Source organism: Gottfriedia solisilvae, assembly GCF_002128405.1.
Taxonomy (GTDB): Bacteria; Bacillota; Bacilli; order Bacillales; family Bacillaceae_G; genus Gottfriedia; species Gottfriedia solisilvae.
In genome coordinates this window covers 27,659-46,298 of sequence record NZ_NETJ01000010.1, presented here as the reverse complement: position 1 = coordinate 46,298, position 18,640 = coordinate 27,659, and the positions used below count along the sequence as shown (strand labels likewise).

At 32.6% G+C, this 18,640-nt stretch carries 19 protein-coding genes, 1 pseudogene and 1 riboswitch; of the genes and pseudogenes, 6 read left to right on the top strand and 14 right to left on the bottom strand.

The genetic code is table 11. The annotated features are described in order from the left end of the window. Nucleotides 1–133: 133 nt before the first annotated feature. Nucleotides 134–1,456, bottom strand: a complete 1,323-nt coding sequence (gene lysA, locus CAB05_RS20825) for a diaminopimelate decarboxylase (protein WP_088003955.1) — start codon at nucleotides 1,454–1,456, stop codon at nucleotides 134–136. A 140-nt stretch (nucleotides 1,457–1,596) separates the two neighbouring features. Next, a riboswitch (Lysine riboswitch) is annotated at nucleotides 1,597–1,770 on the bottom strand. A 314-nt stretch (nucleotides 1,771–2,084) separates the two neighbouring features. Here lysA and CAB05_RS20820 point away from each other — a divergent pair. Then, nucleotides 2,085–2,960, top strand: a complete 876-nt coding sequence (locus tag CAB05_RS20820; protein ID WP_088003953.1) for a cation diffusion facilitator family transporter — start codon at nucleotides 2,085–2,087, stop codon at nucleotides 2,958–2,960. 45 nt (nucleotides 2,961–3,005) lie between these two features. Here the strand turns inward: CAB05_RS20820 and CAB05_RS20815 are convergent, their stop codons facing one another. Then, nucleotides 3,006–3,656 (bottom strand): VC0807 family protein, encoded by a 651-nt coding sequence (locus CAB05_RS20815; RefSeq protein ID WP_088003951.1) that lies wholly within the window; start codon nucleotides 3,654–3,656, stop codon nucleotides 3,006–3,008. Between the two features lie 224 nt (nucleotides 3,657–3,880). Next, complete coding sequence (locus tag CAB05_RS20810) at nucleotides 3,881–4,267, bottom strand: DoxX family protein (RefSeq protein WP_088003949.1); 387 nt, start codon at nucleotides 4,265–4,267, stop codon at nucleotides 3,881–3,883. A 175-nt stretch (nucleotides 4,268–4,442) separates the two neighbouring features. Between CAB05_RS20810 and CAB05_RS20805 the strand changes: the two genes are divergently transcribed. Together CAB05_RS20805 and CAB05_RS20800 are read left to right on the top strand one after the other, a co-directional pair. Then, nucleotides 4,443–5,102 carry a TVP38/TMEM64 family protein gene (locus tag CAB05_RS20805; RefSeq protein ID WP_088003947.1) on the top strand — a complete coding sequence of 220 codons (660 nt, stop codon included), beginning with the start codon at nucleotides 4,443–4,445 and terminating at the stop codon, nucleotides 5,100–5,102. A gap of 123 nt (nucleotides 5,103–5,225) precedes the next feature. Next, entirely contained in the window at nucleotides 5,226–5,534 is a 309-nt protein-coding gene (locus CAB05_RS20800; RefSeq protein ID WP_088003945.1) for a magnetosome magnetite crystal formation protein family, read from the top strand. 286 nt (nucleotides 5,535–5,820) lie between these two features. On the opposite strand, the gene CAB05_RS20795 is transcribed toward CAB05_RS20800, so the two are convergent. Next, the gene (locus CAB05_RS20795; RefSeq protein WP_235821576.1) at nucleotides 5,821–6,678 is read right to left on the bottom strand and encodes a TVP38/TMEM64 family protein; all 858 of its coding nucleotides are present in this window, start codon (nucleotides 6,676–6,678) and stop codon (nucleotides 5,821–5,823) included. Between the two features lie 250 nt (nucleotides 6,679–6,928). Between CAB05_RS20795 and CAB05_RS22315 the strand changes: the two genes are divergently transcribed. Then, on the top strand, nucleotides 6,929–7,084 hold the full coding sequence (locus CAB05_RS22315) for a glycine zipper domain-containing protein (protein WP_167374482.1): 156 nt from the start codon (nucleotides 6,929–6,931) through the stop codon (nucleotides 7,082–7,084). A gap of 234 nt (nucleotides 7,085–7,318) precedes the next feature. Here CAB05_RS22315 and CAB05_RS20790 read toward each other — a convergent pair whose 3' ends face one another. The 4 genes and pseudogenes from CAB05_RS20790 to CAB05_RS20775 all read right to left on the bottom strand — a co-directional run bounded on the left by CAB05_RS20790 (nucleotide 7,319) and on the right by CAB05_RS20775 (nucleotide 10,741). Beyond that, entirely contained in the window at nucleotides 7,319–8,074 is a 756-nt protein-coding gene (locus CAB05_RS20790; protein WP_088003943.1) for an SDR family NAD(P)-dependent oxidoreductase, read from the bottom strand. Nucleotides 8,075–8,354: 280 nt separating this feature from the next. Continuing rightward, the gene (locus tag CAB05_RS20785; RefSeq protein WP_088003940.1) at nucleotides 8,355–9,194 is read right to left on the bottom strand and encodes an aldo/keto reductase; all 840 of its coding nucleotides are present in this window, start codon (nucleotides 9,192–9,194) and stop codon (nucleotides 8,355–8,357) included. A 15-nt stretch (nucleotides 9,195–9,209) separates the two neighbouring features. Then, nucleotides 9,210–9,437: pseudogene (locus tag CAB05_RS20780) on the bottom strand (LLM class flavin-dependent oxidoreductase); the annotation flags it as partial. A gap of 83 nt (nucleotides 9,438–9,520) precedes the next feature. After that, complete coding sequence (locus CAB05_RS20775) at nucleotides 9,521–10,741, bottom strand: MFS transporter (RefSeq protein ID WP_088003938.1); 1,221 nt, start codon at nucleotides 10,739–10,741, stop codon at nucleotides 9,521–9,523. 449 nt (nucleotides 10,742–11,190) lie between these two features. On the opposite strand from CAB05_RS20775, the gene CAB05_RS20770 reads away from it, so the two are divergent. Further along, complete coding sequence (locus tag CAB05_RS20770; RefSeq protein ID WP_088003936.1) at nucleotides 11,191–11,568, top strand: winged helix-turn-helix transcriptional regulator; 378 nt, start codon at nucleotides 11,191–11,193, stop codon at nucleotides 11,566–11,568. Nucleotides 11,569–11,637: 69 nt separating this feature from the next. Here the strand turns inward: CAB05_RS20770 and CAB05_RS20765 are convergent, their stop codons facing one another. The 5 genes from CAB05_RS20765 to bcbE form a co-directional block, all read right to left on the bottom strand. Beyond that, a complete protein-coding gene (locus CAB05_RS20765) occupies nucleotides 11,638–11,934 on the bottom strand; it encodes a cupin domain-containing protein (RefSeq protein WP_088003934.1) in 297 nt (98 codons plus the stop codon). Nucleotides 11,935–12,056: 122 nt separating this feature from the next. Continuing rightward, the gene (locus tag CAB05_RS20760) at nucleotides 12,057–12,740 is read right to left on the bottom strand and encodes a DUF4352 domain-containing protein (protein ID WP_158093325.1); all 684 of its coding nucleotides are present in this window, start codon (nucleotides 12,738–12,740) and stop codon (nucleotides 12,057–12,059) included. Between the two features lie 90 nt (nucleotides 12,741–12,830). Further along, nucleotides 12,831–14,198 carry an alkaline phosphatase gene (locus CAB05_RS20755; RefSeq protein WP_088003930.1) on the bottom strand — a complete coding sequence of 456 codons (1,368 nt, stop codon included), beginning with the start codon at nucleotides 14,196–14,198 and terminating at the stop codon, nucleotides 12,831–12,833. Between the two features lie 376 nt (nucleotides 14,199–14,574). Beyond that, on the bottom strand, nucleotides 14,575–15,927 hold the full coding sequence (locus CAB05_RS20750; protein ID WP_088003928.1) for an Nramp family divalent metal transporter: 1,353 nt from the start codon (nucleotides 15,925–15,927) through the stop codon (nucleotides 14,575–14,577). Between the two features lie 228 nt (nucleotides 15,928–16,155). Further along, nucleotides 16,156–17,391 (bottom strand): bacillibactin exporter BcbE, encoded by a 1,236-nt coding sequence (gene bcbE / locus CAB05_RS20745; RefSeq protein ID WP_088003926.1) that lies wholly within the window; start codon nucleotides 17,389–17,391, stop codon nucleotides 16,156–16,158. A 304-nt stretch (nucleotides 17,392–17,695) separates the two neighbouring features. Here bcbE and CAB05_RS20740 point away from each other — a divergent pair, with 304 nt between their 5' ends. After that, a complete protein-coding gene (locus tag CAB05_RS20740; protein ID WP_088003923.1) occupies nucleotides 17,696–17,869 on the top strand; it encodes an asparagine synthase in 174 nt (57 codons plus the stop codon). 215 nt (nucleotides 17,870–18,084) lie between these two features. Here the strand turns inward: CAB05_RS20740 and CAB05_RS20735 are convergent, their stop codons facing one another. Continuing rightward, on the bottom strand, nucleotides 18,085–18,639 hold the full coding sequence (locus CAB05_RS20735) for a helix-turn-helix domain-containing protein (RefSeq protein WP_088003921.1): 555 nt from the start codon (nucleotides 18,637–18,639) through the stop codon (nucleotides 18,085–18,087). Between the last annotated feature and the right edge of the window lies 1 nt (nucleotide 18,640).

Sequence of the window (18,640 nt, the reverse complement as noted above, 5' to 3'; positions counted from 1 at the left end):
ACTAGGTATTTATATCATAGATTTGCGAAGGGAGTCGCTTTTGTTACAATATTGTAATATAAATGATAAATATGTCTTAATCTGTCGATAAACAAACATATAATAGTTAGGAAACCGTAATAAAACTCTTCTATTATCTAATAGAAGAGTTTTCAATGTAAATCATATCATTTTTAATTAAGTCTTTATACGTTTCACGTTGTACGACTACTCTAGATACACCGTCTTTTACAAATACAACTGCCGGACGACGAATACGATTATAATTATTTGCCATTGAATATCCGTATGCACCTGTACATGATACTGCTAATAAGTCATTACTCTCAACAACTGGTAATTCACAATCCCAAATTAACATATCTCCACTTTCACAACATTTACCTGCAATTGATACGACCTCTTTATTCTCGTCATTCGCACGATTAGCAAGCATTGCTTCATACTTTGATCCATAAAGTGCTGGGCGGATATTATCAGTCATTCCCCCATCAACAGAAACATATTTTCTTACTGAAGGTAGGTTTTTTGTTGCTCCAATCGTATAAAGAGTTGTTCCTGCTTCACCAACGATGCTACGGCCAGGCTCTAACCATAATTCAGGAACTGGATACGATAATTCTTCACATTGTTGTTTAATAATAGAAGTAATTTGATCAATATGCTTAACGATTGATAACGGTTCGTCTTCAGAAGTGTAACGAATCCCAAATCCGCCACCTACGTTTAATATTTCAGCCGTATAGTCTAATTCATTTTTTAGTGCATTTAAAAAGTTCATTAATATTTTAATTGCGTGAACAAACCCATCTGGTTCAAAAATTTGCGAGCCGATATGAGAATGTATACCTAACAGTTTTAAATTTGGTGAATCTAACGAAATGGCAACTGCTTCGTTTGCTTGACCTGACGTGATATCAAAACCAAACTTTGAATCTTCTTGTCCTGTCATTACATATTCATGAGTGTGTGCTTCTACTCCAGGTGTTACACGTAATAAGATTGATACATATACTCCGCGATCTTCGGCGATTGCTTGTAATACTTCTAACTCAAAGAAATTATCGACTACGAAACAACCAATTTTCGCATCTAAAGCTTCTTCAATTTCTTCTATTGATTTATTATTCCCATGAAAGTGAATTTTCTCAGGTGGAAATCCTGCTTGTAACGCTGTATATAGTTCGCCACTTGAGACTACATCTAAACATAACCCTTCTCTTTCAATTAAGCGGGCTTGTTCAATACAAAGGAAAGCTTTACTTGCATAAGCAACTTGATATTTTAATCCTGTCTCTTTTAATGCTTCATGAAATTCTCTACATTTAGACTCAATCAATACTTCGTCGTATATATATAAAGGTGTCCCATACTGTTCAGCTAGTTGAACTGTACTGCAACCTCCGATTTCTAGATGTCCATTATGATCAACTCGACTATTACCATGTAAATACATTAATATTCTCCCTTCATAACTAAACACAAGTTCATTCACCAGAAGCCTTCTTCAATGTATTAGTGTATTAAAAAAGGCACATGAAGGATATGTTCATGTGCCTATCACTTTTAAAATAAAAAGGATATTGCCAATCACATCTCTTCAATAGCTCTTCACAAATACAAGTGACAGTACTACATTTATTAAATGCAGTCCCAGCATTTTAGCGTGTGGCGCTCTAATGCTTCGGCATCGGATCCTTTTTCGTTTAGTCATCAAACCCACAGTTCTCTTAAACGATACTCATATACAATGCAACCTCTACGAATAGATTGTTTTTTTATATTAGTCTATGTATAACACAGTCTAAAAATAGATGTCAAACCTTTTTAAAAAATAATCTGTAGTTTCAAGTTTTTACTAATCATTTAGTCTACACAAGTTTTTCTTTTCAAAATATTATCTTTACTATAAAATATTAATTACGCGCTAAAAAAAGGTGATTAATATGAAATATCCAATGAATTTTAAAAAACATCATATAAAAAAAACAAGCCACTAACTTCATGTTAGTGGTTTTTCTTTTTTGTTGCCTTAGGACAACACTCTTAGCTTTAGTAGAAAAATTTGGTCAGAGGTGAATAGATTGCATTCAACCAAAATTGCATTACTTTCAATTTGTAGTAACTCTTTTATTGTTTTATTAAAATTAGCAGTTGGAATCATTACTGGTTCTGTTGCAATTATATCGGAGGCAATCCATTCTTTATTAGATTTAGTCGCTTCCGTTATCGCATTCTTCTCAGTAAAAATATCGAATCGGCCGCCTGACAAGGAACATCCTTATGGTCACGGTAAATTTGAAAATATTTCGGGTACTGTTGAAACACTGCTCATTTTTATTGCTGGAATATGGATTATCGTTGAATCTGTTGAAAAACTAATCCACCCTTCTCCTATAAAACTTCCTTTTGTAGGTGTAATCGTCATGCTGCTCGGAGCATTCATTAATTGGCGAGTTGGAAAAAAAGTTCAAAAAGTAGGAGACGAAACGCATTCTGTCGCAATGCAATCAAATGCATTACATTTATTAACGGACGTCTATTCATCGTTAGGCGTTGCGGCTAGTTTAATATTAGTATCTCTTACAGGTTGGGTCGTACTAGATGCATTAATCGGGATTGGTATTGCTGTATATATAATGAAAGAATCTATCGAGCTTGGGAAAAAATCATTTACGCCATTATTAGATACGGGGCTCTCCTCAGACGAAATTATACAAATTGAACAAGTTTTATTAAATTTCAAATCACAATTTATTGAATACCATGATTTACGAACAAGGAGATCTGGCGCTGAGGAACACATCGACTTTCATCTTGTTTTACCCTCTAGCATGAGCATTGAAGAAGCTCATCTACTTTGCGATAAAATAGAAGATGAGATCAAAAAAGTTCTAATTAATCCCCAAATTTTAATTCATGTCGAACCAGAAAATGAAATGATTAGAAATGTAAGATAAGAAATAACAAAAAAAGCACATCTTTTTATAGATGTGCTTTTTCTATTAAATGATAATTTCATCTTTAGGCTGCTGCTCATTTTCTTTAATTTTTTGTGCTCTCATCGTAATCATTGCATAACCGATTGCCATGATAATTCCAAAGATATAGCCTCCTACTGTGAAAATGATAGTCCTAGAGTAGTAAGCCTTCGCACCATAGGTTTCAAGCATCCACCATTGTGCTCCAGTAAATATGATATCTTTAACAATCCAAGCTATAAACAAATATTGGAACAACTTGAACAGTGAAGGATGTTTATACAGCTTCTTACTTTCTTCTCTTTCTTGTCCCTGAATAGCGGCAATATCAATCATAAAGTAATATGGCAATGGCTTCTTTATCGCTAAAAGAATGAAGAATACCCCTATTAGGCCAATGTGGTAATACACATTATAGAGAAGTAAATTATCTTTTGTACCTGCTATAAGATCCAATGCAGTACTAACACTCATTGTAGAAATAATAAAAATTCCAGTTACATTAAATTGTTTTGTATACCAAAAACGAAATAAAGTATATAAAATCCCAGGAATGGTTGGGACAATCATCGCCCAATAATCTCCAATATATGGCTTTAATAGTTTGTAACCTACTAGTGGGAGTACTAAATACAAAATTAGATCGTAAATAATCAAATTACTTTCTTTTTTCATTTTTATAACCTCATTTTTCCATATTCTACTTTTGTAGTATTAGCGTTTTATTTATTTAAATTTGATTATAACAAAAAATTCATATGCAAACACGCTAACTATAATCTTCATAAATGATAAGTTCTTTAAAGGTTATGATAATCCTTTTTTAATAGTTATTTGTGGTAGTCAACTTAAAACAAAAAAGAGAACATCCAAATATCATGAATGTTCTCTCCTATTTATCAAAATAAAGTTAATGAGCCAGGTCCTGTTAAAAGTAAACCAACTGATGTAGCAATTATGAGTAGATTATATTCAATACCATTGGAAGTAATCCAAAAACCATTTTTTAAGTGTACTTTTAAAATAGCAACTAACATAACCAGTATAATTAACCAAGCACCAACTGTCGTGTACAAGCCTGCTGCAACAAGTAATCCTCCTATTAGTTCCGCTGCTCCTGATAAAAATGCAAAAAATCCACCAGGTTTCACACCAATCGACTCTAACCATTGACCGGTTCCTTTAATTCCGTAACCACCAAACCATCCGAATAATTTCTGAACGCCATGGCCTGCCAATATAATTCCTAAAAAAAGCCGAATAACCAATAAGCCCTCATCTAGCATAGCTACACCTCAATCCCTTTAATTTGAGATATCTATTACTCATTAAATAAATATTCTAAATTCGAGATAATTATGTTATTTATTGATAATTTCAAAAAACAATCAGTTTTCGCACTTTTTAAGAATAGAATACATTAACACTTCGTTTTCACATAAACCAAAGGAGAGCTTAATCATGAAAAAAGTCGTTCCAATCATTGTAATTAGTTCTTGGTTTATTTTGTTAATACTAGCTGTTCATTTTAATTTGTTCCAATTATCATTAAATGATATTAAACATTTTATTGAAGACTCCACAATTAACCCAATGATTTTATTTGTAGGTATTTTTTGCGCTCGAATTTTTTTATTCATCCCAAGTACAATGCTCATTGTCACAGGGAGTTTATTTTTTAATCCTATTGAAACAATCATCCTTTCAATGATTGGTATGTTCATAACTGAAACCATTATTTATGGTATCAGTAGAAGTGTATTAAGTAATCATATTCAACACTATATGGTAACAAAATATCCAAAACTCAATAACGAGATTATTTCAAACGGTAAAAAATACTTATTTATTACTGTTGCAACACCTTTAGCTCCCACAGATGGAGCTTGCTTTATTGCTGCATCAACCAAAATGCCATATTTTTCATATATCACAACCGTGTTAGCTGGAACGATCCCAATCGTAACGCTATATACACTTTACGGTAACTTCCTAATAGCTGCACCATGGGTAACATTATGTATCTCAGCTCCAATCGTAATCATTTTAATTGTTTATATCTCCATTCGGAAAAAACAGAAAAACGAGCTTCACTATACTTCCGAAAACGAAAATGTATAAATTCAACTTTGTGTATCTCATATTATTAATTCATTTTAATTTTTTATTAATAAATCAATCATTCTCCAATCATATTTGTTCTATAATAAGAAAGTAGCATTCATTTTAATTTGGAGGTTTCTGATGGAAACAAATAAAATATTATCTTCACTATGTTATTTCAGTGTTTTTTTCGCACCATTCTTACTCCCAATCATTGTTTATTTCGTATCTAAAGATGCATTTGTTAAAACACATGCGAAACGATCATTATTTTCGCACTTTCTTCCATTTATCACGTTTGTAATCTTTTTTGTGCTATCATTCTTATCTTTTAATTCAATTGAAACTACGTACGGATGGGTCATTTTTGCATTTGTGATTGTATTCATTATTAACTTTGTCGTATTTATTTGGAATATCATCCAAGGTATTAAAGTATTAGTTCATTAATTTTGAAATGGATGTGTAATGAAAAAGATACACCATATTATTGGTGTATCTTTTTCATTTAGATTTTTATCAGGGTCTCCTGTAAACCAACACTCTCTGAAAAAGACTGCTTGTTTTGCAGAAATTTCTCTACGTTAAGAAGGATTTATTTTGTTATTTGCTCTAATCTTAAGTTTTTAAAATCGAAAAAAAAGATGGGCCAGAATGTTAATTCCAATCTATCTTTTTTCTACATTATTTCTCAGGAAATTTCCTAATTCGACATGGAAACATACAATATTATGCATTAGTCTCCTTGTGAAGTCATATATACTTCTTCTGAGTTGGACTTCTTCAACAATTTTTTTATGAAAATGGAAAGTAAGAAAATAATGGTTACAATGATTGAACTAGCTATTACTAATTGCGTTGTTGATAATGAAAACAATTTAGCTAAATATACAGAGTATGCAAGGAGCGATGAAGTTACTAATTTTGCTAACAATGCAATAAAGATAAATCTTTTAAAAGATACTTTACTAATGCCTGCCCCTACACAAATAATTTCATCTGGTAAGATCGGTATAATAAACATTAGTGTCAGTATAATCGTTTCATTTTTTGAAACATATTCCTGATAGCTTTTTAAGTGCTTCTCTTTTATTAGTTTTGAGACTAATTTTAATCCACCAATTCTTGCTATGAAATACATGACAATAATACCTAAAACTGAACCTAAAAATCCAAATAAAGCTCCCTCGAACGAACCTAATACTGCACTTCCAGCAGGTAATGTTACTGCTTCAGGTAATGGTAATATAATTGGTTGTAAGAAGCATATACTGAAAAATAATAATTTCGCAATTGATTTATGATCTATTAGTATTTGCTCAATTCCATACATATCTGCAAATACTAAAAACTTGGTTATATAGTAAATTAAAATAACAATTACAATACATAAAAGTACGATTGATAAAGCAATTTTTGTTAATTTTAATAGCTTAGTATTGTTTGATAAGACTAGATACGCATCTAGGAAACAGATTCCAATAATTGTTAGCGTAAAGATTACTTTATATACGGTTACTATTGTAGGTAAAAAATTAAATAATAAGTAAATAGCTAGTGAAGCTATTACGATGTGTATGAATAGTTCTTTCATTATATTTATATTTTTGTTCCGCAAATTTATTCAATCCCTCCGCAACTGTATTCATTCTTTTGTATGATGCTATTAATGTTGTCAGTATAGTTGTTATAATATATTATAGAGTGTATTTAACAGGTTGAAATGAACCTTAGCATGAATTTTTGTAAGACTTAAGTCTTACGAATATGTATTTTCACATCTATTATAGATAATTGACTACTTGTTGAGCAATTATCTAATGATGTAGGATTGGAGTGATTTAGTGTCTAGACAAAACTGGCAGTCTAGTAGCAAATACATTGCACTAGGTATCGCACTAGGAGCCACATTTGGAATTGCTTTTGACAATCTATCACTGGGTATTGGATTTGGCGTTGTCTTGGGTGCTGCATTTAGCTATATTTATAAAAAGAAATAATTACCTAAAAAATAGAAACGGGAGTAAAGATAGGTTCAAACCTACTTCTACTCCCGTTTTTTACAGTTAGTGCTGTTAAAGAAGTTTTTAGTTATACTGTAGATTCATTACAATTATTCTACATTTATCTTAAAAATGCCTTTTTTCTTCAAAAAGCACTGTATAAAAACTTTTTAACAATTTTATCGAAATCTTAATTGGTTTACTTTTTGTCAGATTGCTCCATTGAAATCTTTATATAAGGTCTTTAATTGAATAAATATTACCATTCATTAATTCTTCATTTAATAGTAAGTCAATCAATGCTTTGCTTACTACTTCAGGTGATCGTAGTTCTCCGTTCTTTTTATAATCCAAAAATTTATTAATCTCAGCAAATGCGTCCTCTTTTGCTCCACGTATTACACATTGCATATCAGTATCCATTATTCCAGGATTAAACCCAATAATCTTGTGAGATTTATCATCCTTTTCTTGCTCAAGTCCTGCAACATTTGTGTGCATATTAATAGCCGCTTTTGTACTGTTATAAACACTCCATCCGTGAATTGAACGTTCAGCAGCACCTGAGGTTACATTTACAATTACGATTTCAAGGTTATAGGGTCTTAATTCCTTTAATAATAAATTATTAATAATCATTGGTGCTATGTAGTTTAGCTGTACTGCTTTTTCAATCAAGTTAGCATCTAAGAATCCTAATCGCTCAATTGGTTCAACCATCCCGGCATTATTGATTACATAAACTTTTTTAGGCTGCTTCATAATCAATTTCTGAATGATTCCTTTAAAGATTGTTTCGATTTCCTCCTTATTACAAAGATCTATTTGAAGGTGAGTATAAATATTATTTTTCATTTTTTCATAGTAATCTACATGATCATTCGTACTACGGGATAAGCCAATTACCTCTATGTTAGAATGTACGAGTGTTTTCGATATTTCAAACCCTAGTCCCTTTGATGCGCCAGTCACAATTGCAATATCCATTTCATAACCCTCCGCTTTTTCTTATATCATTAAACATAAAAGGCTGATATCATTCGTTAGATACCAACCTTAAAAAAATGTAAGTAAATGTTTCGATTTCAATAAGAACTCACTTTACTAACTGCAATTCTTTCATTACCAAAAAATAATTGTTACTTATATTTTAAAATACGATCACCTATAAAACAAATTAGAATACAATTATAATTTGACTTCAAATAAGAAATTTGAAAAAAGTGGAGTCAGACAAATGGTCACTCCACTTTTTATTCCATTCATATTAGAAATCAAAATTATCAGGGTCTGGACCTACTCGGTGATTTTGATTTAAAGTATCGATTGTTTTCATTTCTTCAGTCGTTAATTCAAAATCAAAAATGTTAGCATTCTCTTGAATTCTGTGCTCTTTAACTGACTTTGGAATGATCACAATTTCGTTTTGTAAATGCCAACGTAAAACGATTTGTGCAATTGATTTATCATGTGCTTTTGCTATTTTTAAAAGTGTTTCATTTTCAAATAACTGTCCTTGCATTAGAGGAGCCCATGCTTCCACTTGAATTGAGTTTTCTTTTAAGAAGTTTCTTAATTCTACCTGACTTAATAATGGATGTAATTCAACTTGGTTAACCATTGGTTTGATTTCTGCAATTTCCAGTACATCTTGTAAATGATGAATTTGGAAGTTACTCATACCAATCGCCTTAACTTTTCCTGTTTTATAAAGTGTTTCTAGAGCTTTCCAAGATTCTATATATTTGCCTTCAACTGGCCAGTGAATTAAATAAAGATCTAAGTAATCAAGACCTAGTTTCTTTAAGCTTAGTTCAAAAGCATCTAATGTTGATTGGTAGCCTAAGTCAGCATTCCATACTTTTGATGTAATGAATAAATCTTCACGGCTTATTCCATTTTCTTCGATTGCTTCTTTAATTCCTTGTCCTACTCCTTCTTCATTTCCGTAAATCGCTGCAGTATCAATACTGCGATATCCATTTTTAATAGCTGCTTTCACAGAATCGATGACAATTTGGCCATCTTCAACTTGGAATACTCCTAAACCAACTACTGGCATTTCAATTCCATTATTTAATTTCACTCGACTATTTAGATTATTCATTTTTATATTTCTCCTTTATAATTTGGTTTTTAAAGTAGGAAAATGAGGAAGAACTTCTTCACCTAATTCTTGAATGACTTCTTCAGCTGGTCTTTGACTATCAAACAATGCAAAGAATAGATGATTGACTCCAATTTCTTTATAGATATTTAATAAATTAATTAATGCATTTCTACCAATACGATATCCTAATCTGATAGGTGTTGGGCCTTCGTTTGGATTTTCCGATAAATCTAAGTGCATCATTCTCTTGATACATACGTTGGTAAGCATGATGATCATGAAAGTTATTCATCAGTTTCACATCCTAACGTTAATTTCAAATATCATGAAATTGATTTTTGACTATTTCTTTTTTCTAAAGATGCACTCCATAAACTTAGCAGTACTGCTCCAAATACCATTACGCCACCAATCCAAGGTGTATGAATTAACCCAATTGAATCAACAATCAACCCACCTACAAATGCGCCAATTGCAATCCCAATATTAAAAGCTGCAATATTCAAAGCAGATGCGATATCAACAGCTGATGGAACATATTTTTCAGCTAATTGAACGACATATATTTGAAGTCCTGGAACGTTCATAAATGCTAATAAACCTAAGAAGAAAATTGTCACAATTCCTACGATTTTAAACGGTGCTGTAAACGTTAAAATCACTAACACGATTGCTTGAATGACAAACATCCAAGTTAATGCTTTTAACGGATTACGATTTGCCGCTTTTCCACCTATGGTATTACCAATAGCAACTGCTATTCCATAAACTAATAAAATGACACTCACCGAACTTGGAGCAAAACCTGTAACCTTTTCTAATATTGGTGCTAAATATGTGAAAGCAACGAATGTACCGCCATAACCTAATGCTGTAATTGAAAAAGCTAATAATAACGGACCATTTGTTAAAATTTTAAAGTTATCACTTAATTTTGATGGTGGAGCTTGTTTTAACGATTTAGGCACAAGAATCGAGATTGCAATAATCGCAATAAGACCTAATATCGCGACAGCCCAAAAAGTAGATCTCCAACCAAAATTTTGTCCAATAAATGTACCTAAAGGAACACCTGTAACAGTAGCAACTGTTAATCCTGTGAACATAAATGCAATTGCACTTGCTCGTTTATTCTCTGGTACCAAATCCGCAGCTATTGTAGAACCAATAGAAAAGAATACTCCATGAGAAAACGATGTAATAATTCTAGCAACAAGTAGTAAGCCAAAGCTTGTTGACATTGCTGCAACACTATTACCGACAATGAAAATTACCATCAACAACATTAAAAGCGTTTTTCTACTCATTTTGTTTGTAAGAGCAGTAATAATTGGTGCACCAAATGCAACCCCCATTGCATATCCAGATATTAATAATCCAGCCAATGTAATAGATATATTTAAATCATCAGCTAAAGTAGATAACAGACCTACAGGAACAAATTCAGTGGTACCAATTCCAAATGCACTAATAGCTAAAGCCATTAAAGCCGGAGTTCCACCTTTATTCTCTTGAATATTTATCGTAGAAGTAGTTGAACTCATAAAAGAATCCTCCTTATAAAATTTTATTTTGAAATAAATGACCTAAAGAACACGGCGCCAGATATTATGTGTTCTCGGACGATATACGCAATTATGAGTCATATGAATCATAATGAGAAGTACGTACTTAAAAGTATGGTAGGTACTAAAAAGTAACCATTGTATAAATACAGCTAAAATGATGATTTAGAAACATCTTGTGTTCAAATTGATGAGCACATTTGCCATTATGCGTGATAGTCATAGAAAAAAGAAGTATGCACTTTCAAGTGATATAGTTACTTTTTAGTAACATTTAAGTATTTAAAGTGTTTTCCTTGAAGAAATTTTCACAAAGAAAAAGAATACTACACACGTCGGACATACAATGTTATGATATGTAAATCAATTTGACGAAGGAAAATTAGCAAATTAAAGAAAGAAAAATAGATCATTTTGGAGGAAACAGTATGAAAAAATATAGCATTCCTGTTGAAGCTTCATTGGATGTCATAGGAGGCAAATGGAAAGTTGTAATACTTTGTCATTTAATAAAAGGCAAAAAAAGAACGAGTGAATTAAAGAGATTAATGCCACATATAACTCAAAAGATGCTAACTCAACAATTAAAAGAGTTACAAGAAGACAATATCGTAAATCGTGAAGTATTTAATCAAGTACCCCCAAAGGTTGAGTACTCATTAACCGAATATGGTTGGTCATTAAAAAAAGTATTGGACTTACTTTGTTGTTGGGGAGAACTTCATATTGAAAAGATGTATCCAAATAAATGTGATGTTTTGCTTTCACCAGTTGAAGAAGAAAAAGAAAATGCCCCTACATTTTAGTAGGGGCATTTCAGACTGAATCTCTTAGTTTTAATACTTTGTCTACAATCAGCAAACATGGTGTTTTAATTATCCGAATGCAACTAATATTAAACCCTCGCTTTCTTTCCCAAATCGGTGCTTAACACCTTTTGGAACAGTAATCATTGATCCTTCAGGGATATTGATTTCCTCTGACTCGGTCTCTAAGATAAAACTACCTTTAAAAGCAATAATCATTTCATCTACATTGTCATGCTGCTCGTATTCATATTCTTGAGGCTTAAGATTAATTAATAATAAACTTCCTTTTTGAAACTCTTTTAATACATGATCCTTATCCACTTCTAAAGCTGAACCCAACTCAAAGATATTAGTTATTTTCATTCTTTTTATCCCCTAATTTAGTATTTTTCACTTATGTATTGCGATTAAAACACTTAGTCCAAACATAAAAAAAGAGAAAGCCTATGTCAAGTTTATGAAACAATGACAAGGCTCTCTCTTTTTTATTTTTCTAAATTAATTTTAATTCTTTGTGCTTTACCAACTACTTTTTTGTTTGAATCTAATACATCACTTGTCGTCAGTTCCACCCAGTCAAGACTTGGTGTCGTTTTTTCTACAATAAACCCTAAAGCACCTTGCTTCGAAGCATTTGGTCCAATTTCTCCACCTAAATATTCAATAAAGAAGTCATCATGAAATGCTTTTACTTCATTATTGCTAGTTTTCAGATGAGATACTGGTCCAAAATTTACTTTTTCATCCGATTTGTTCACTAGTTCTACCTCTACCTTTACAAATTGGAATTTCTCATAGCTCTCGGTGTAGTAATGAAAATAATCCATTAATGAATAGGTAGGCGAATTTTGTATAAGCTTAACATTTTTGATTTTCATCTCAACAGATCCAATTGTAAATGTCTTATTCAAAGAAGCTTTCCCTTTTAAGGTTATTTCTCCTTTTTCATCTTTTATCTTTTGTCCTACCTTTAACAAATTTGTATCATCTGAAACTTGTGGATTAGGTACATAAATATCACTTAAAGATTTCGCTCTATTTTTTTCTATATTTGATGCAATTTTTGTCTGTTGGCTTTCGGTTTTTACATCTCCATTATTAGCTTTTTGCATATCGCTACATGCAGTTAACAACATAATACCCAGTAAAAGTGGAATATACTTTTTCACTGAAAGTCCCCCTTCATCCATTTCAACTATTTAAAGTAAAAGAGTTCCCATCAAACACATCATTCAATGGGAACAACTATTCAAATTTTCCTATTTACCATTCTTTAAGATAGAAAAGATATTTTTTGCTTGGTCTGTATTATCGATTTTCCCTGCAAAGTACTGACTACCAGGTCCATATGCATATACGTTTACGTCCTCACCAGTGTGCCCACCAGTTGTCCAACCGGTTACAGAGCGCGTATCAAAAATTGTTTCAATTGCATTATCGATCGTTACTAAGTCCTTCTTTTGGGCAGCCGCTTTAACTGACTGAATCTCCTCTGGCTTTAATGGAAGATCAATATATGATTTAAGCGTTTGTTCTACATCCGCACCTTTTACAATTTGTTCTGCCATAAAATCAGGCGTACGTTTTGCTGCAGAAATTGGTGCGCCAAACCAGTTATAGTCCCCTTTTGCACCAACTGAATAACCACCTGTAGAATGGTCAGCAGTTGCAACAACTAATGTATGCTTGTCCTTTTTGGCAAATGCAATCGCAGTTTTAAAAGCTTCTTCAAAGTCTTGCATCTCACTCATTGCTGCTACGATATCATTGTCATGACCAGCCCAGTCAATTTGGCTACCCTCTACCATTAAGAAGAAACCGTCTTTATCTTTTGCTAGTTTATTAATTGCAGTATTTGTCATGTCTCTTAATGATGGCATTGTTGCATCGCGATCCATCATCTTAGGCATTCCACCAGGTGCAAATAATCCTAACATCTTCGGATTTTTATCTTTTAACATATCTTGTTTATTCGTAACATAAGAAAAACCATCTTTTTGGAATTCCTTCGTTAAGTCACGATCAGCTCGTACAAAGTTAGTCAAACCACCGCCTAGCATAACATCAATTTTATGACCACCTTTAATCATTTCATCATAGTAATCATCAGCAATGGCATTCATGTTTTTACGGCTTACATCATGTGCGCCATAAGAAGCAGGAGTAGCATGAGTTATTTCAGAAGTAGCTACTAGACCTGTTGATTTTCCTTTTTCTTTAGCAGCTTCAAGTACTGTCTTTACAGTAGATCCATCATTATCCACACCAATTGCAGCATTATATGTCTTAATCCCAGCTGACATTGCAGTTGCTGCTGCTGCAGAATCTGTTACGTTTTGTGCAGGATCTTCTGGATAAGTCATTTGTTGCCCAACAAGATAATGGTCAAATTCAGTTTGCTCTACTACCTTTGTAGCAGGATTGTCTTTTAAATAACGATAAGCAGAAGTATATGAAACGCCCATTCCATCGCCAATTAAAAAGATTACATTTCTAATTTCGTTTTTCTTTGTTACCTCTTTTGCTTGCACTTCATTATTTGAAAATGACCCAATCAAAGCACCAGCTGTAATTGTAGAAAGTACAGCAACCGGTATTAATTTCTTTTTAAGTGTATTTTTTAACAAAAGAAAAACCTCCCACACATTTTTAATTTATTTACTATTTAACAGTAACTAAGATTTATTAATCTGTTGTTTAACTGATGTAAACAGTAAATAAAAGAATATGTAGAAGAGGTAAAAAAAATAAAAGATTTTAATATTAGAAACTTCTTGGATGAAGTGAAAATATGAAGTATACCATAGGTTTCTAAGTCTCTTTCCCTTTAAGGAACTATTTAATAAACATTAAAAATCGAAAAGATAATTAACAATTTATTAACATTCTAAATACTTTTCACTAAGGTCTCATCTTTTCTTGATAAATAAAAAAAGATTGAACTCACGCATAAAACTACATGTGTTCAATCTTTATTGATATTTACCTAAAAGTTTGTGTTTTTTAGTTAAAAAATGTTGCCCAAAGCAAGTAAGCATTTAATAGTGCTATTACAGCTGCGATGATCCATGCAACTACTTTTAGCCAACCCCTATTAACAAACGGACCCATTTTCTTTGCATCACTAGTAAACATGACCAATGGTATAACTGCAAATGATAATTGTAATGAAAGAATAACCTGGCTCAATATTAATAAATCGGTTGTTCCTTTCGCACCATAGAGATACGTTACAATTAAGGCTGGTGTTATGGCAATTAGACGCGTAATTAATCGTCTTAACCAAGGGGATAATTTAATATTCAAGAATCCTTCCATTACGATTTGACCAGCTATTGTTCCTGTTAGTGTTGAGTTTTGACCAGAAGCTAATAGTGCTAAGCCAAAAAATGTACTCGCTAGAGTGGTTCCTAATAATGGTGTAAGTAATTGAAATGCATCTTCAATTGATGCTACTGCAGTATGTCCTGTCTTATAAAATGTCGAGGCAGCTAATATTAAAATTGCTGCATTTACGAACAACGCGATCATTAAAGCAACTGTAGAATCAATTGTTGCAAACTTAATCGCTTCTTTTTTACCTTCATTAGAAACTTCAAATTTTCTTGTTTGAACAATAGAAGAGTGAAGGTATAAATTATGTGGCATAACGGTTGCTCCTAAAATACCTAAAGAAATGTATAACATTTTTGGATCGGTAATAATTTGTGAGCTAGGAATGAACCCGTTAAATACTGCTTTTATATCTGGCTGTGACATCGTTAGTTCAAATATAAAACAACCAGTAATTAAAATAATTAATGAAATAACAAGTGCTTCAATATAACGGAAACCTTTATTTTGCAATAGCAATACAAGTAAAACATCAAATGCTGTTATACAAATACCATAAAACAAAGGTATATCAAATAATAAGTTTAATGCGATAGCCGATCCTATTAGTTCTGCTAAGTCACAAGCCGCAATGGCAGCCTCACATAGTAACCATAAAACAAAAGAAACAGGTTTACTAAAGTGATCTCGACAGGCCTGAGCTAAATCTCTTCCAGTTGCAATACCTAATTTAGCAGATAGTGATTGTAAAATGATTGCCATTAAATTTGAAATAAGAATAACTGATAAAAGTGTATAGTTAAACGCTGATCCGCCTGCCAAAGATGTAGCCCAATTCCCCGGGTCCATATATCCTACAGCCACTAAATAACCTGGGCCAGCAAAAGCCATAAACTTTCTTAAAGAACTCGCTTTTTTTGGAATCGGTAGCGAGCGATGCACTTCTTGTAAACTTGGTTGTGTTTTTTCCCTTCTCCAACCTGAATCGTCATAATTAGATTTTTCCTGTGCTTTTTCTGACAAGTTTCCCACCACCTATTTTATTGAATACATCAAATAGTTTTTCCCTAGGGAAAGATTTTAAATTATATGCTGATTTTAACATAATAGTTCTTATTTGAAATAGAAAAATGAATTATTATAGTTTTTTAATATTTAAAGGGATTTATTAGTTTTTAGGTGTTATTTATACAGAAAAAAAAGCTATATTAAAACACCACTTTTAAGAAGTGGTGTTTTTCGATTGCCTATCTATGTCTTTACGTGTTTTTGAGGTAAAAGATCTTGGTCCTCTTCCTTAGGATTAATATATTTAATTGCGATAAATGCGCCTACAATGCCAAGTATCAACGATAAAATCATCATATAATTATCCGGACCTTTCATTAAGTACGCAAAAGTAGGCGGTCCCGCTGCAACACCAACAAAACGCAAAGAACTATATAAAGAAGTAATTGTTCCTCTTTCTTCCTTTTCAATTCCTTCTGTTACTAGTGAATCTAAGCTTGGTAAAGATAATCCAATTCCAATTCCGCATAAAATAAGATTTAAAATCAGCAAAAAGATGTTTTTTGAAAATAGCGGTATGAGAAAAGACAGACTGACTATAATAAATCCAATATAAATACATCTTTTCATGATCGTTTTTTGATCACCAATTTTTTTTCCTGTCACATAAGATGTAAATGATAAGGCTGCCAAAGGAATGGCTAATACTAATCCCTTCATAACGCCGTGTATTTGGTAACGGTTTTCTAATATAGATGAAAGATAAAAAAGCATGCCAAATAAAATAAACATTATGATGGCGCCTAAAATGAAAATTGTGTAAAGCCAGCGTCCATTTCGTTTTAAAATCTTCCTTATTGATCGAAGAAACTTTTTTACCGATTTTACCTTTTGTTTCTTTTTTTGTTTAGGTTGTTTTACAAAAATTGATATGAAAATGATGGCGATTGCACATAGAATTGGAATTGCAAAAAATGGTAAAAACCAAACAATGGACGCAAGTACAGAACCTAGTATAGGACTCAGTACTTTTCCAAAGGTATTTGAGGTTTCTACTAGCCCTAAGCCACAGCTTACCTCTTTTTCATCTTTAAACATATCTCCAACACAAGGAATAACAACTGGCATAGCACCAGCAGAACCGATACCCTGTATGATCCTTCCAATTATGATCCAAAGGAATGGATTTTCCATTTTCCAAGACGCCCACCCTGTTAGTACGCCACCTAACCCTGCAATCAGTAAACTAGGTATAATTACTTTTTTTCTTCCCCACTTATCGGACAGGTAGCCAGCAATTGGTATGAGAAGAATCGCAAAAATTGAATAAACAGTTATAATCATGGATACTTTAAAGCCCGTTATCCCTAGTTGTTTTTCAATTTTTGGTAGTACAGGAATTAGCATTGAATTTCCTAAGGTCATTACTAAAGGTACACTGGAGAGTGCCCACAAACTCATTTTTTGTTTTTTTTCCATAATTCCTCCACCGAATTCTAAACAAATACACATTACCTGCAATACAATTACTTTACCCTAATCCTTTCTTCTTACAGTTAAAATATATTTCCAACAAAGCTCATGACGGTGTAAAACATAAGAAATGGATATACAATCCAAACTTATTCATAATTTGTATGGTTTTTAGAAGTAGTAAGAGATACTTACTTAACAAAAATTGTTATATCCCCGTTTTACCTAATACATATAACCGTTCGCGATAGATAATATTAATGATAAGGTGATGAATCACCTACTAATTTCGATGTGGAGGGATTTTATCTTGAACATTCGTGAAGGACTCATCCCAACTGTACTTGGATCAGCTGTTACAGCTACTGGTTACGCACTAAAGCAAAAACGTGGGTCTAACAAAATGATTGCAAACACCGTTTTTGGTTTCGGTTTAGCCCACATTGTCTTAGGTGCAATTGACCTTGTAGAACATCGAAGCTAGAAAAAAAGGAGAACATTTTATGTTCTCCCCAGACTGTTGACAAACGCTCGCTTTCTTCGTTGCTTCGCCTGCTTGCGGTGCTCATTACCGTCTAAGGTAACTCCGCTCCTCATCCGGCTTAGCGCCTCGAAAGACAAGCGTTTTCAATCAGTCTGAATCTCTTAGTTTTTAACTTTGTCTACAAACTGAGGAGAACACTTTGTTCTCTCGTATGTTTAAACCGGATAGTATATAACCATATTTACGCGTGTTAATGTTTCTCCTGAATTAAAATAAGTGTGTTCACGATCTGCTTTAAACTGGATTGAATTACCGGCCTCAACAATATGAGAAGTGCCATTAACCGTCAAAGTTAATTCTCCTTCAAAAACTGTAATGAATTCCTCCGTACCAACTCCATGTGGACTAGCGTTTAACATTCCACCTTTATCTAACTCAACAGAATACACTTCAAATCTTCTTTTTTCATCAAAAGGGAAAAATGGATAAACTCTGTATTTTCCATTATCCTCCGTTAAGGCATGTACTTCATTTTTACGGATCACCCTTGCTTCTGGTGGTGGATTTTCAATTAATGAAGTAAACGATATTTTTAAACCATTTGCGATTTTCCAAAGTGTAGTGATTGTTGGGCTAGATTCCCCTCTTTCTATTTGTCCGACCATTGTCTTACTTACACCAGTTAATTCTGCAACTTTTTCTAGACTCAACTTTTTTTTCTCTCTATGACTTTTCAAATTTTTTGCAATGATTAAATTTAGCTCTTCCATT

Bases quoted from the DNA above. Each gene is read 5' to 3' on its own strand.
- lysA (WP_088003955.1), bottom strand. From the start codon at position 1,456: ATGTATTTACATGGTAATAGTCGAGTTGATCATAATGGACATCTAGAA.
- CAB05_RS20815 (WP_088003951.1), bottom strand. From the start codon at position 3,656: ATGAAAAAAGAAAGTAATTTGATTATTTACGATCTAATTTTGTATTTA.
- CAB05_RS20810 (WP_088003949.1), bottom strand. From the start codon at position 4,267: ATGCTAGATGAGGGCTTATTGGTTATTCGGCTTTTTTTAGGAATTATA.
- CAB05_RS20805 (WP_088003947.1), top strand. From the start codon at position 4,443: ATGAAAAAAGTCGTTCCAATCATTGTAATTAGTTCTTGGTTTATTTTG.
- CAB05_RS20800 (WP_088003945.1), top strand. From the start codon at position 5,226: ATGGAAACAAATAAAATATTATCTTCACTATGTTATTTCAGTGTTTTT.
- CAB05_RS20795 (WP_235821576.1), bottom strand. From the start codon at position 6,678: ATGAAAGAACTATTCATACACATCGTAATAGCTTCACTAGCTATTTAC.
- CAB05_RS20790 (WP_088003943.1), bottom strand. From the start codon at position 8,074: ATGGATATTGCAATTGTGACTGGCGCATCAAAGGGACTAGGGTTTGAA.
- CAB05_RS20785 (WP_088003940.1), bottom strand. From the start codon at position 9,194: ATGAATAATCTAAATAGTCGAGTGAAATTAAATAATGGAATTGAAATG.
- CAB05_RS20775 (WP_088003938.1), bottom strand. From the start codon at position 10,741: ATGAGTTCAACTACTTCTACGATAAATATTCAAGAGAATAAAGGTGGA.
- CAB05_RS20770 (WP_088003936.1), top strand. From the start codon at position 11,191: ATGAAAAAATATAGCATTCCTGTTGAAGCTTCATTGGATGTCATAGGA.
- CAB05_RS20765 (WP_088003934.1), bottom strand. From the start codon at position 11,934: ATGAAAATAACTAATATCTTTGAGTTGGGTTCAGCTTTAGAAGTGGAT.
- bcbE (WP_088003926.1), bottom strand. From the start codon at position 17,391: ATGGAAAAAAAACAAAAAATGAGTTTGTGGGCACTCTCCAGTGTACCT.
- CAB05_RS20735 (WP_088003921.1), bottom strand. From the start codon at position 18,639: ATGGAAGAGCTAAATTTAATCATTGCAAAAAATTTGAAAAGTCATAGA.